General features: G+C 38.7%; 15 protein-coding genes. 5 read left to right on the forward strand and 10 right to left on the reverse strand.

Features of this window, described 5'->3' with window-relative positions; genetic code table 11:
* Positions 1-90: 90 nt before the first annotated feature.
* Entirely contained in the window at positions 91-786 is a 696-nt protein-coding gene (locus U9R83_RS06605) for a GNAT family N-acetyltransferase (RefSeq protein WP_140450318.1), read from the reverse strand.
* Positions 787-930: 144 nt separating this feature from the next.
* On the opposite strand from U9R83_RS06605, the gene U9R83_RS06610 reads away from it, so the two are divergent.
* On the forward strand, positions 931-1,716 hold the full coding sequence (locus U9R83_RS06610) for an SDR family oxidoreductase (RefSeq protein ID WP_014461025.1): 786 nt from the start codon (positions 931-933) through the stop codon (positions 1,714-1,716).
* Positions 1,717-1,752: 36 nt separating this feature from the next.
* Here the strand turns inward: U9R83_RS06610 and U9R83_RS06615 are convergent, their stop codons facing one another.
* The 5 genes from U9R83_RS06615 to U9R83_RS06635 all read right to left on the reverse strand — a co-directional run bounded on the left by U9R83_RS06615 (position 1,753) and on the right by U9R83_RS06635 (position 5,109).
* On the reverse strand, positions 1,753-2,364 hold the full coding sequence (locus U9R83_RS06615) for a nitroreductase family protein (RefSeq protein ID WP_014461024.1): 612 nt from the start codon (positions 2,362-2,364) through the stop codon (positions 1,753-1,755).
* Between the two features lie 152 nt (positions 2,365-2,516).
* Complete coding sequence (locus U9R83_RS06620) at positions 2,517-3,680, reverse strand: aminotransferase A (protein WP_243548989.1); 1,164 nt, start codon at positions 3,678-3,680, stop codon at positions 2,517-2,519.
* Positions 3,681-3,776: 96 nt separating this feature from the next.
* Complete coding sequence (locus U9R83_RS06625) at positions 3,777-3,998, reverse strand: IDEAL domain-containing protein (RefSeq protein WP_014461022.1); 222 nt, start codon at positions 3,996-3,998, stop codon at positions 3,777-3,779.
* Between the two features lie 203 nt (positions 3,999-4,201).
* Positions 4,202-4,396, reverse strand: coding sequence for a hypothetical protein (locus U9R83_RS06630; protein ID WP_013056022.1), 195 nt, complete (start codon positions 4,394-4,396; stop codon positions 4,202-4,204).
* A 113-nt stretch (positions 4,397-4,509) separates the two neighbouring features.
* Positions 4,510-5,109 (reverse strand): TetR/AcrR family transcriptional regulator, encoded by a 600-nt coding sequence (locus U9R83_RS06635; RefSeq protein ID WP_014461021.1) that lies wholly within the window; start codon positions 5,107-5,109, stop codon positions 4,510-4,512.
* Positions 5,110-5,406: 297 nt separating this feature from the next.
* Here U9R83_RS06635 and U9R83_RS06640 point away from each other — a divergent pair, with 297 nt between their 5' ends.
* A complete protein-coding gene (locus tag U9R83_RS06640) occupies positions 5,407-6,312 on the forward strand; it encodes a chemotaxis protein (RefSeq protein WP_243548990.1) in 906 nt (301 codons plus the stop codon).
* Positions 6,313-6,362: 50 nt separating this feature from the next.
* On the opposite strand, the gene U9R83_RS06645 is transcribed toward U9R83_RS06640, so the two are convergent.
* Both U9R83_RS06645 and U9R83_RS06650 read right to left on the reverse strand, forming a co-directional pair.
* Entirely contained in the window at positions 6,363-6,830 is a 468-nt protein-coding gene (locus U9R83_RS06645) for a YkyB family protein (RefSeq protein WP_013056025.1), read from the reverse strand.
* A gap of 253 nt (positions 6,831-7,083) precedes the next feature.
* On the reverse strand, positions 7,084-7,596 hold the full coding sequence (locus U9R83_RS06650; RefSeq protein WP_226555830.1) for a L,D-transpeptidase family protein: 513 nt from the start codon (positions 7,594-7,596) through the stop codon (positions 7,084-7,086).
* Positions 7,597-7,705: 109 nt separating this feature from the next.
* Here U9R83_RS06650 and U9R83_RS06655 point away from each other — a divergent pair, with 109 nt between their 5' ends.
* Entirely contained in the window at positions 7,706-9,232 is a 1,527-nt protein-coding gene (locus U9R83_RS06655) for a Ppx/GppA family phosphatase (protein ID WP_115653360.1), read from the forward strand.
* Between the two features lie 74 nt (positions 9,233-9,306).
* A complete protein-coding gene (locus tag U9R83_RS06660; protein ID WP_243548991.1) occupies positions 9,307-11,430 on the forward strand; it encodes an RNA degradosome polyphosphate kinase in 2,124 nt (707 codons plus the stop codon).
* A 39-nt stretch (positions 11,431-11,469) separates the two neighbouring features.
* Here the strand turns inward: U9R83_RS06660 and U9R83_RS06665 are convergent, their stop codons facing one another.
* Both U9R83_RS06665 and U9R83_RS06670 read right to left on the reverse strand, forming a co-directional pair.
* Complete coding sequence (locus U9R83_RS06665) at positions 11,470-11,763, reverse strand: hypothetical protein (protein ID WP_013082274.1); 294 nt, start codon at positions 11,761-11,763, stop codon at positions 11,470-11,472.
* 146 nt (positions 11,764-11,909) lie between these two features.
* Entirely contained in the window at positions 11,910-12,776 is an 867-nt protein-coding gene (locus U9R83_RS06670) for a metallophosphoesterase (RefSeq protein ID WP_013082275.1), read from the reverse strand.
* A 171-nt stretch (positions 12,777-12,947) separates the two neighbouring features.
* Between U9R83_RS06670 and fadH the strand changes: the two genes are divergently transcribed.
* On the forward strand, positions 12,948-13,712 hold the full coding sequence (fadH, locus tag U9R83_RS06675; protein ID WP_243548992.1) for a 2,4-dienoyl-CoA reductase: 765 nt from the start codon (positions 12,948-12,950) through the stop codon (positions 13,710-13,712).
* Positions 13,713-13,759: the final 47 nt, after the last annotated feature.

Here is a 13,759-nt window from a genome sequence, read left to right on the forward strand (position 1 = left end):
AGGAACGAAACAGATAAAACTATATTCACCATCACAAAAAAACGAACCACTAATCAAACATGTTGATTAATGGTTCGTTTTTCACTTGGGCTAAAATACCTTTGTCCCAGCCTCTTTTTGAATAGCCGTATAAAATGGATTTTTCCATTCCATTAGTACGGCGTAGTTGTGTGAATCTTCATCTTCAATATAGTTTGCTGCGAGACCAATAGGCGTTCTGCCACAGCGCATTAAAAAGGTCATAACCGGGTCGTAGAGAGTTCCGGCTGATACAAGGTTCATGTATTCAACGGGCGTGTATAAGGAAGACACTGATGCGTATCCAGGGATGCGGCACCCGCCGAGCAGCCTTTCTAACTTGTAGTGAATCACGACTTCATATAAAGACTGCAAAAGAAGCTTCCCAAGCCCCATCGATCGATGCGAAGGAGTGACGCATACGTCCACTACATAAAGCGTATTACCAGAAGGGTCGTGCGTATGAATATATCCGCTTCCTGTTACTTCATCCCATGTGTGAGCCGCATTTCCTTCCACTGAAACAATCGTGCTTGTAATAGATCCGCATATTGTTTCGTCTATCTCCACGCATAGCGCTCCATCGGGAAAAAGGGAAACATGGTTATTTAACTGATCTTTGCTCCATAATAATTCAGAAGGGAAAGGAGGGGGAAAACTTTCTTCTTGAATCCGAATCAACTCATCGAAGTCGCTTGATGTATATGATCGTAATGTACATGTTACAGGCTTATTTTGATGAAAGACAAAGCATTGCTTTTTATACACTGCTTTTTTGCCTCCTTTAGAAAATAATTTTCAGATAATTAAGTATACCATATGAAAAAAAGAAATTATTTCATATTTATTGAAGAATTTGACGAGAACGTGATAAAGTTAAAAAGATTCGAACTATTAGACGAGGTGAAAGAAATGGATGTTGAATTAAAAGGAAAAACAGCGCTTGTATTTGCGGCCAGCCAAGGGCTTGGTAAAGCGATTGCTGCTAGACTTGCTGAAGAAGGCGCAAACGTTATGATTGCAAGTCGCTCAGAAGAGAAACTAATTCAAGTAGCGGAAGAGATTTCATATCTTGGAAGCGGACAAGTGTTACATAAAACGGCAGATGTCACGAAAACTCAAGACATTCAAGATGTTATTCAATATACAGTAGATAAGTTTGGAACCATTGATATTTTAATTAATAATACAGGAGGTCCTAAAGCTGGGAACTTCCTTTCGTTAACAGATGATGATTGGAAGCATGCATTTGAGTTAAATCTCCTCAGCTATATTCGTATTATCCGTGAGGTAGTGCCCGTTATGAAAAAGAGCGGAGGACGTATTGTCAATATTGCTTCTTCTTCCATTAAAGAGCCAATCCCTGGGCTCATTCTATCCAATACATTCCGTACAGGAATTGTAGGGCTCACCAAAACCCTCGCTTCAGAGTTGGCAGAGGAGGGTATCTTAATCAACACGGTTGCGCCAGGAAGAATTGCAACAGACCGAGTGAAAGAGCTAGATACCATTCGTGCTGAAAAATTGGGAGTAGACGTTTCAGAAATTGAAGAAGAGATGAGAAACCAAATTCCTCTTAAGCGCTACGGTCAGCCCGAAGAGTTTGCTAAAGCCGTTGCTTTCTTTGTCTCAGGAGCGAATTCATATATAACAGGCCAGTCATTTCTAATCGACGGAGGCATGGTGAAATCCATTTAGTTACATAGAAAAACCCTGCAGCTGCAGGGTTTTTTGTTAAATCCAAGTTGTAACTTGATCTAATGGTAAACGATCGCTAGCATGTGCTTCTTTAGCTGCTTTTCCAACTGAAATAAGCATAACTGGAATGTATCGATCCTCAATTTTAAACTCTTCTACAAATTTTTGTGCGTTAAATCCGCCCATTGAACATGTGTCATATCCTTTTGCTTTTGCTGCAAGCATGAATGTCATAGATGCAAGAGAAGCATTTGTAAACGCGGCATCGCGAGCAAAAGCACCGTTTTTATAAGCGCCGTTAATTTGTCCTGACAAAATGTTTTTTACGTCTTCTGTCATGTGACCTGCTTCGACTAGTGGGTTGTACACGTCATCTACATTTTTATTGGCTTCTAAATCACCTAAGACAGCTACTACAGCGCCTGCTTCTGTAATTTGTTTTTGGTTGTAAGCAATTGGAAGTAGACGTTCTTTCGCATCTTGGTCTGTAATAACAACGAAATGCCAGTGCTGTAAGTTCCAAGCTGATGGTGACTTCACTGTTGCTTCTAAAAGTTCCGTTAATTCTTCTTTGCTTAATTTAGCTGAAGAGTCATATTCTCGAATCGATGTACGTTCATTTACCACATCAAAAAAATCTTTTGTCATAATAAAAACCTCCGTTAAAAGTATGTATTTCTTTAGTGAATCGATGCACATTTTATAATGATACACTATTGAAGTCAATTTATATGCTTCTAGTATACCCGCTCTTATGTGCTATCACTCACAAAAAAATGCATACACTTCTTATCATCAGTTTAACGTGATTGACGAGATGTAAGATAAGCTTCAATTCGATCACAGGCTTCACGCAGCGTATTCATGGAATACGCATACGACAGGCGTACATATCCTTCACCGTGGGAAGAAAAAGCGCTGCCGGGTACTAGTGCAACACCTGCTTCTTTTACTAACTCCAGGGCAAAATCAAATGACTTACTGTGGAAGTTCTGAATAGAAGGGAAGATATAAAAAGCACCAGTCGGCTTTTCTACGTCAAACCCCATGTTTACTAGTCGGTCATACACATAATTCAGTCTTTGTTCGTATTCTTTTTTCATATCCACCGCATCGTTTTTACCTGCTGTCAGTGCCTCGAGTGCAGCTGCTTGAGAGACAGAAGAAGCACAGCTCACGTTGTATTGATGCACTTTTAAAATATGTTTGGCTAAATAAGAAGGAGCAAATAAAAGACCAATTCGCCAGCCCGTCATGGAATGAGACTTTGATACTCCGTTAATAACAATTGTTTTCTGTCTCATAGATGAAATGGAGGCAATGGACTGATGTTTTTTATCAAAAACGAGCTCGCTGTATATTTCATCAGATAGTACAAAAATATTTTTATCGCTTAAAAGAGCGGCAATTTCTTCTAATTCTTGCTGCGATAACGTCACGCCTGTAGGATTAGACGGATAAGGTAAGATGACGCATCTTGTTTTAGACGTCAAATGTTGTTGGATTAAATCCGCTGTTAGTCGAAATCCTGTTTCGGTTGTATCAATATGTACAGGTTTAGCGCCGTTTAACCGGATAAGCGGTTCGTATCCTGGGTAAACAGGTCCAGGTAAAATAACTTCGGAATCTTCTTCTAAAATGGTGCGAAGAGCAATATCAATTGCTTGGCTAGCTCCAATGGTCACAATAACTTCATCAGCTGGGTTATAGTGCAAGTCATATTTTTCTTTGACAAATTGAGCTGCTGCCTCGCGCAGTTCTATTGTTCCAGCATTGTGGGTATAAGAAGTTTGGTTATCATCAATTGCAGATTTTGCCGCTTCTTTTACATGTTGTGGTGTTAAGAAGTCAGGTTGTCCAATTGTGAGGGATAAAACATCTTGGTATTGTGAGACCATATTATAAAATGTACGTATTCCTGATAGTTCAATTCCTTTGACACGTTTATTGATTAAATGCTCCATGGTTTCAAATCCTTCCGCGTATTTTCAACTCATTTTATCACAATGAAAATAGGTAAAAAACCACTATTTGCGCATTTTGCAAATAGTGGTTTTAAGTTAGGTGTTATATAGCTTATTATAAGCAGTTGTTAGTTCATAAAATTCTTCTTCGTCTCTGTTATCTAACGCAGCGTCGATAAGAGATTTTAAATGCTGTTTATTAAAGTTTGTACTCATAGCCGTTAAAATACGATCAGCTTCTTTCGCGTAATAGTGTTGGTAAGGTGTGTACTGAGATGAGTGAGGATAGTGATTCATATTTTTTCGATAAGAACTCATAACATAAACCTCCTTTTTTAAAATAAAACGCAGCTTCTATTACTTGAAATGTACCCTTTCTATATAGTTGTTAACCCTGTTTTTAGCTGCGAATGTGCTAAGGTATGTGTTAGGAAATCAGAGGTTCCTTGCTTCACGTTCAATTCTAGATTCAAAAAAATAAGCGCATAAAAAGACCTGCATATATATGCAGGTCTTGTATATTAGTCAGTGTGTATTTGGCCTTCACGCCAATAAACGGGGGAAACGTAGCCAAAATCAACTTCATGATCGTCCAATGTTACAACGCAGTGATCAGAGCCTTCTTGTTCTTTAATATCTTGATATACAGCTTCTTCTACGTTTTCAATAATGGTCATTTCATTATCGTCATTAAAAAGAATGACGGAGCCTTTCATATTACGAACACCTTCTTTTAAGATTATTCATTCACTTTGTGTAGTATAAACCGTTTTGGCTGTAGAGTCCACAGCTATCTTCGATTTGTTGTTAAAAATTTGTGAACAGGCTTTTAGGAATGAATAAGAAACCCTCTAAATAGAAGAGTAACCGACTTGTCTATTCTTTCTTGAAGGGTAGTAGAGTCGGGTTGGTTGGTACACCAGTAGAGAAGTGTGCCAAAAAAATTAAGTATAGCAATAGAAGCCATTTCTTCGGCAGGGATATCGACTATAAGTTCGCCTCGGTCTTGTCCTGTTTGAAAAACTTTTGTAAAATGAGCGCGCATTTTTTCAATTTGAAGAATTTCAGATTGTTGAAAGGAACTGTTGGTAATAGCAATATGAAACCAAGAACGGATTAGGTGAGGGTTCGCTTCTTCGTTTGATTGTGCTAGTAATAAAAACAGTTGTTTAACAACGGCAGCAGTTGATTCTTCGGTTTGAAGGAGCTGTTCTAATTTATAGGAGATACGGTTTGTAAAATTAATTCCAAGGTAGTGAAGAACTTCTTCTTTTGTTTTGAAGTAATTAAAAAATGTTCCCTTTGCTACACCCGCTTCATGGGTAATTTGAGACACAGTCGTTTTTTGATATCCCTGCTGTTGGAATAAAGAGATAGCTGCTTTTTGGATGCGTTTTTTTGTTTCTTCTTTTTGTAATCCTCTGTTCATAAATTACACCTCGTTCGAATAGGAGTAGTCGTTTGACTCAAGTTCATAAGCTAGTATAGAGAAGTAAAGTAGAGCAATTAAAAAACTGAGCAGAGGATAAGACGAAAGGGATCAACGCTCATGTTTTTATATAGTATATAATATTCTGTTAATTCGTAAAACAATATTTTATGTATATGTTTTAGGGAAAAAGGATAACAAAATAAGAAAATTTTTCTTTACGGATATAAGAGGCGGTCACTATAATAGGAAATATGGACTATTAGATAAGCAGGTGAGATGAGAGGAGTAAGTGATATGAATCGAGATAAAGGAATTTTGTTGGAAAGTGGTACAAACGAACTGGAAATTGTCGAATTTGAGATAGGAAATGTTTGGTTTGGCATCAATGTAGTAAAAGTTAGAGAGATTATTAATCCCGTATCTATTACACCTGTTCCCAATGCGCATTCTTACATAGAAGGTATTATAGAGCTAAGAGGGGAAGTACTTCCTGTCGTTGACATAGCAAAAGCATTGAAAATGAAACCTTCAAATACGCCGGAAAAAGATAAGTTAATTGTTACAGAGTTCAATCAGCAAAAAATTGTCTTTCATACCCATGCAGTGACGCAAATTCACCGTATTTCTTGGAAAGAAATTGAGAAGCCTTCGGATTTGTATCAAGGTTTGGAAACGCAGATTACTGGAGTGGTGAAATTAAACGGTCAAATGATTCTGCTGTTAGACTTTGAAAAGTTGATTTCTGACGTGAACCCTGATGCGGGTATTAATCAGTCGAAAATAAAAAAGCTAGGGGCTAGGGAACGCTCTAATAAAAAGATTGTCGTGGCTGAAGACTCGCCGCTGCTGCGTCGAATGATTGAAGATACTCTTGCACAAGCAGGTTATGAGAACACGGAATTTTTTGAGAACGGTGAGGAAGCATGGCACTATCTAAGCTCGGTGATCGATGAAGGAGTGGAAATCAGTGATCAAGTCCAGCTGCTTATTACAGACATAGAAATGCCGCAAATGGATGGGCATCATTTAACTAAAAAAGTGAAAGAAAATCCTCAGCTTTCTATACTTCCAGTCATTATCTTCTCTTCTCTTATCACAGAAGATTTACGTCACAAAGGAAAGATGGTAGGAGCGGAAGGACAAGTAAGTAAGCCAAAAATTGGAGAGCTTGTTGAGTTGATCGATCTCTATATTTTGTAGGATCACAAAAAAAGTGCCTGAAAGCAGATTGCTCCACTTCAGGCACTTTTTTAAAAATAACTTTTACCCAGCGGTTTAAACACAGGTGCTTGCCGTTTTCTTGGAGTCGAAACAGGGCTTTTGGCCGGCTGTACGAGATGACCCGTATATTTAGATAATAAGCGCTTCGCATAAGATAATGACATAGTCGTTTTGGGATTTCGATACTGATGGTTTAAATGGCCGAGGTGTGATAACTCTTTGAAGTCTTCTTTCTTTGGAGGCATATGGAAAAAGTAGTCTCCAACTGATACAAGTACATCTGATTTTTGTTGACTTTTACCAGGGTTTGGCGAAAAGTGAAGTCCTTCTTTTTTTGCTTTTCCTTCTAAAATTAGTTGATCTAATGCAATTTTCTTTAACGTATATAACTGCTTAGGATCAGGAGCAGCTTTTGCGTGACGATTTACAGTGAAAATAGCTTGTGCAATCTCAGATACAGACGGGGTCAAAGAGCCTTGTCCATTTGCTTGAGACATACGTTCACTCCCTTTCTATCATATCAGCTGTTCAACCTATAAGGTGAAAGCTGATACGTTCATTATAGCGTGTCTTGTCCCATTTGAAAATAATTACACGAAGAAGTATTTTGGTAATTAATGAAATTTCCTATGTATAGGGTTTGTTTTGTTACGCTTCCTTATACAAGTAAAGTGGAACAGCACGCTATACTTTCTATTTTTAAAAATGCTGCTCGCACAGTTAAACAATCATTAATTAGTAAATCCTGAACTATTGAGCCATTCGTCGAGAAGGGCGAATATAAACACCAGTACCATTTGGCACAATTTGAGCTAGCTCATTTACTTGGGCATTATACATGCGAATGCACCCTTTGGATACGGATTTTCCAATAGAACTTGGATCATTTGTTCCGTGAATGCCATATGACTTTTTAGACAAGCTTAGCCACATAGTGCCAAATGGCCCTCCGGGGTTTGGCTCCCGGTTAACGATAACAAAGTCTCCAGTAGGTGTTGCGCTCAGCATTTTTCCTGCTGCAATGGGATAGACTTTTTGTATGATATTATTTTTTCGTAATTCAAGCTGTTTTTCAGCAATAAACACGTGGATTGTGTAAGGAATGAGCTCTTTATCAGGGAGGTTTGGAATGATGATTACCTGCCCAGGCTTCAGCGTACTATGGCTTACAAAAGGATTAGCTATCCACAGCTCTTCAACTGGAATCCGATAGTCACCTGAAACGCTTTGCCAGGTTTCACCGCGCTTTACTATATGTCTCATTAGCTTCGCTCCTTTGATATATGACTATGTTGTAACAGTATACGATTGAAAAAAGTAAAAGTGACTTTTGTGAACATAAAGTTATTTTGAAAAAGGTGTTGAAATTACATTGACTTATAAGCATGGACTGATTGATATAGGTTCAAATACGATACGCCTTGTTATTTATGAATACAAAAAAGGCAGAGGGTTTAAGCAAATTGAAAACGTGAAAGTAGCTGCACGGCTTCGAAACTATTTAAGTAAAGAAGGCGTGTTAACGGCTAAAGGGATATATACCTTGCTTGATACACTTAAAACGTTTGGAGTTATTACCAAGCATCAGCAGCTGCCGCACGTTACCTGTGTGGCCACAGCTACCATCCGTCAAGCGGCTAATGCAAAAGAAGTTCTAGCGCTTGTAAAAAAAGAAACGGGCTTTTCTATTCAACTATTGTCTGAATATGAAGAAGCGTATTACGGCTTTGTTGCCGTTATTCATTCCACTTCGATCGAAGAAGCCATTACAATTGACATTGGCGGGGGAAGTACGGAAGTTACGTATTTTCGCAACCGAGAGTTAGTGCAGTACCACAGCTTTCCATTCGGTGCCTTATCTCTACGTCTGCAGTTCGTTAAAGGCAATATTCCCACTGCAGAAGAAAGAGTGAAAATCCGGGATTTCGTGATTCGACATTTCCATACTGTCCCGTGGCTTTTAAATCGTCAAGTTCCGATTGTAGCAATTGGAGGAAGTGCAAGAAGTATGGTGCAACTGCATCAAGGTTTTATCCACTATCCTCTCGCCGGGCTGCATCAGTATGAAATGAATTTAGCTGATATATTGCATGTGAAATCCGCTATAGGCTCATTGTCTTATCACAATCTTCAAAAGTTAGACCGCTTGTCAAAGGATCGTGCGGATACAATTTTGCCAGCGATTGAAGTATTTCAATCATTATATGAAACAGTGAACGCGACTCGTTTCATCTTAAGTCGCAAAGGCTTAAGAGAAGGGGTGTTATTTAAGGAAGCGTCTGATGCTAATATCCAGCCAATGTACCCCGATGTCATACAGCAAAGTTTTCAAGAAATAATGGAAGAGTTTGAAGTAAGTAAAGATTACGTCAAACAGCTTACGCGCACAGCTATTATGATGTTTCAGCATTTTAGGGAGCAGGGACCGGTTGATTTAAAAGAGGATGACTTAGCGCTTCTTATAAAAGCTGCGCAAGTGTACGATATAGGAGAGTATATTGATGCGGAATCAAGCAGCCAGCATACGTTTTATGTCCTTGCTAATCGTACAATCGATGGAATTTCACATAGAGAACGTTTAAAGCTGGCACTTGTTTCTTCATATAAAGGGAAGTCTTCTTTTAGGCAATATGTTGCCCCTTTTAAAAAGTGGTTAACAAAAGAAGAACAAAAGAAAGTCCAGCTGCTCGGTGCGGTTTTAAAAATAGCTGACGGTTTACATGCAACAAAGCGAAATGTTGTTCAACATATTGACATGAAAAGCGATGAAAACACAGTTACGATTAAACTATTATGTACAAAAACCTTTCGTCCTGAACAATATCAGGCTGAAAAACAGAAAAAGCATCTAGAAAAAGTAGTGAAAAAAAATATTGTTCTTGAATTTACTAAGCTTTAGAATAACGCTGAATCGGTTAGAATATTCAGTATAGCTAACTAGATTAAAACCATTATCCCTGGAAGGTGAGGCTAATGTTAGAAAGTAATCGCACTTATAAGCAAACCATACAAGTGGCTGATTCAGCTTATTACAATAATCGTGAATTGAGCTGGCTGGCTTTTAACAAGCGAGTGCTGGAAGAAGCAGTAGATACGAAAAATCCTTTGCTTGAGCGGTTTAAATTTTTAGGAATTTTCAGTTCGAATCTGGATGAGTTTTTTATGATTCGGGTAGCCGGATTAAAAGATCAAGTGAAAGCTGGATTTAGCAAACCTGAAAACAAAGCAGGCTTAACTCCTAAACAGCAGCTATTTTCTATCTCCAAACAAAACCACGACCTAGTCAAGCAGCAGTATGATACGTATATTCACACACTTCTTCCCGAATTACAGAAATACGGCGTGGAAATCATTACGGTTGAAAAGCTGGAGAAATCAAATCTAGATAAGCTTGAACAGTATTTTGACGAGCAAATCTTTCCCGTATTAACTCCTATAGCTATTGACACCTACCGGCCGTTTCCTATGTTGATGAATAAAAGCTTGAACTTAGCAGTCGTCCTTTCAGAAAAGTTAGATGATGAGCAGCAAATTGCCGAGATAAAAGGAAGATTAGCTATCGTTCAAGTACCTTCGATGCTAACGCGCTACATTGAAATAGCCACGTCAGATTCTACTCGTCTATTTGTATTGCTAGAGGATGTGATTGCCTATTTTATTAAAAAGTTGTTTAAGGGATACCGCGTTTCTTCTGTTTCTCAATTTCGAATTACCCGCAACGCAGATATGACTATTCACGAAGAAGACGCTCAAGATTTACTAAAAGAAATTGAAGAAGAGTTACAGAAGAGAAAATGGGGAGCTGCTGTTCGGCTTGAGATTAAGAGTCCATATGACCAAGGTGTACTAGCGTATTTAAAGTCAGTACTTGAAATTCACGGTGAAGATGTGCATGAGATCGAAGGACAGCTGGATTTAACCAGTTTATTTTCGTTTTATAGATTACTTAAATCTACGCATGAAGAGTTGGCTGACAAAGCCTTTATTCCTAAGCTTACAACAGAGTTACATCCGGATCAAAATGTTTTCGAGCAAATGATTCAAAGAGATATTTTGCTTCACCACCCTTATGAATCGTTTAAGCCGGTACTTGATTTTGTTAACTGTGCAGCAGACGATGAAAATGTGCTCGCTATTAAGCAAACGTTATACAGGGTAAGCGGAGATTCTCCCGTTATTAAAGCATTAAAACGAGCGGCTGCAAAAGGTAAACAAGTGACGGTACTAGTTGAACTAAAAGCGAGGTTTGATGAAGAGAATAATGTGCAATGGGCTAAAGAGCTAGAGCGGGCAGGGTGCCACGTGATATATGGAATGCCTCATTTAAAAACGCATGGTAAAATTACGCTCGTAGTGAGAAGAGAAGGAGAGCATATTAAGCGGTTTGTTCATCTTGGCACCGGGAATTACAACGATGCGACGGCAAAGATCTATACGGATATAAGTCTTTTTACTGTCAACCGAAACATCGGGATAGATGCGGCCAATTTTTTTAATTACTTAAGTGGCTATACGCAAAAACCAGTATATCATCATTTATCCGTTTCACCATTTGATATAAGAAATGATTTTTTGCATCTCATTGATCAGGAAATCCATTATCACAGACGGTATGGCAATGGAAGAATCATTGGGAAAATGAACTCATTGACGGATAAAGTTTTAATTATGAAGCTATATGAAGCTTCTATAGCTGGTGTGACAATTGAACTCATTGTTAGAGGAGCGTGCTGCTTGCGCCCTCAAATTCAAGGCGTTAGCGAGAATATCAGAGTAAGAAGCATCGTCGGACGATTTTTAGAGCATAGCCGAATCTATTATTTTCATCATAATAAACAGGAAAAGTTTTTCTTTTCATCTGCAGATATGATGACAAGAAATATGGTGAAACGAGTAGAAATTTTATTTCCTGTCTTGGATACACATTTGAAAAAAAAAGTGTGGAAGTGGCTTGAAGTTATGCTTGCTGATAATGTAAAAGCACGAGAACAAGATCAAGAAGGGAATTATCATTACGTCATAAAAAAAGAACATGAGCTCTCTATTAATAGTCAAGAGATCTTTTGTCAATATGCTCTTTGCGACGATCAAGAATAACATAAAAAAAGCCGAGTACTCGGCTTTTTAGTCATGTTATTATCTAGGAATGGGACCAACAGGACCGTATCCAGGTCCGTAGTATGTGTTATAAACAGGAGCACCGCCTCCATAGCCGGCACCAGGGTAGCCTCCTCCAGGAAATCCACCGCCGTAAAACGGAACTGGATAAGGATAAGGTGGTGGACAGCACCCAGGTCTGCCTCCAAAACCGCCAACAGCTAGTCCGCCAAGCAGCCCACCAGCTAAGCCAGCAACAAAAGGAAATCCAAAAAAGCGCTCGTCACCATTTGGAATATTACGATATCCTGTATAGGGATATTGATAGTACATAATTTAACCTCCTTGTCAGTTGTCTTTGTAGTGTATGGCTGAACGCAAGCTTTTGAGCCTGGTTTATTTCTTTAAGACTAGAATTAGGCGGTCATGATCAGCTAAAAAAAGACAATCAACATAAAAAACGCCCTGTAAAGGCGTTTTTATGTTGATTGCAAGGTGAAAAGCGTAATTTCAGGCGTAGCTAAAAAACGAAAAGGAATGCGAGTGGTTCCTAAGCCTCTATTCACATAAAGCTTCATTTTAGAATCTCCAACTTCGTACATTCCTTCAGGGTAAACCGTCCCAAAGGGCGGTGTAATCAAAGGACCGTAAAAAGGAATTTGAATTTGGCCTCCATGACTATGGCCGGAGAGCTGAAGATCCACTGGAAAAGGAGCTGCTTTGACAGCAACGTCAGGTTCATGAATCATAGCAATAGAAAAAATATCCGGCTGTAATTGCCCTAGCGTTCCTTCATATTGCGGGTTCCCAAGCATAATATCATCGAGTCCACAGATATGAATGTAGCTTTTATCGGGCATGGACACCGTGTCAACTTCATTTACTAAAAGTCTAAATCCTGCGTCTTCAATGGCTTGTTTGTAGATATTTGTTCCATATCCTCCATGATCATGATTACCATATATGGCATATTTTCCAAGAGGAGCCTGAAGCCTCTGTAAAATCGGGGGAATTCTTTCTGGATGCGGGTATTCATTAGGTACATCCATTAAATCTCCGGTAAATAGTATAATAGTAGGCTTCAAATTATTTATGGTCACCATAAGCTGTTCTAGCTGTAATAAATCATAAGAGAGTCCAAGATGAATATCACTAAATTGTAAAATTTTTATTCCGTTAAAGCTTTTCGGAATGTTTTTAGAAGTAATTGTATGACGAACAATTTGCAGACGTCTAGGCTCAATATATTTGGCATATGTATACCCAAAAGACGTGGTGAGCAAAGACCCTAACGAAATAGACGCTAGTCCTTTCAAAAAAGATCGTCTTGTATACGTCTTTTTCATGCAAAATCAACCTATTCCTTATAGTTTTCAAGTTTTCATTATAGCATTGTTTTTTTTATCATCACAACGAGAAGTCTGCTTTTAAGTTAAATAGATAAAAGTTTCACTTTATTCAGAAAAAATAGTAAAATAATAGTTGTAAAACACTTATGTTTTGGGGAGGACGATAAATTGAAGAACAAGGTCGTAATTGTTACTGGCGGTTCAAGTGGAATGGGAAAACATATGGCGAAGCGATTTGCAGAACAAGGTGCTCATGTGGTAATCACAGGTAGGTCAGCCGATCGATTACAAGAGACAGAAAACGAAATTAAAACGTTTGATGGACAGGTACTTTCCGTGGTGATGGATGTACGCAATCCAGAAGATGTGGAACGAATGGTTCAAGAAACAGACAAGGCATTTGGACAAATTGATTTTTTAGTTAATAATGCTGCAGGCAATTTTATATGTGCAGCTGAAGACTTATCCGTTAACGGATGGAACAGCGTAATTAATATTGTATTAAATGGCACATTTTATTGCAGTTCCGCAGTAGGGAAATATTGGATCGATAAAGGTACAAAAGGAGCCATTACAAACATTGTGGCTACATATGCGTGGAACGCAGGAGCAGGTGTTATTCATTCAGCTTGTGCCAAGTCAGGAGTTTTAACTATGACGCGCACGCTCGCAGTAGAGTGGGGAAAGAAATACGGTATACGGGTGAATGCGATTGCGCCGGGGCCGATCGAGCGAACAGGAGGAGCCGACAAGTTATTTGAGTCGAAAAAAATGAAAGCGCGTACATTAAATTCTGTACCATTAGGACGCCTTGGAACTCCTGAAGAAATAGCAGGATTAGCTAGTTTCTTATTCTCCGATGAAGCATCTTATATCAATGGGGAATGCATTACAATGGACGGGGGACAGTGGCTAAATCAGCATCCTTTTTAAGGTTAGATACGCACTAAAAAGTACAAAGCAAACCTAGAAGGACTAGC

It is taken from the genome of Priestia sp. LL-8, from assembly GCF_036227845.1.
Lineage (GTDB): Bacteria > Bacillota > Bacilli > Bacillales > Bacillaceae_H > Priestia > Priestia zanthoxyli.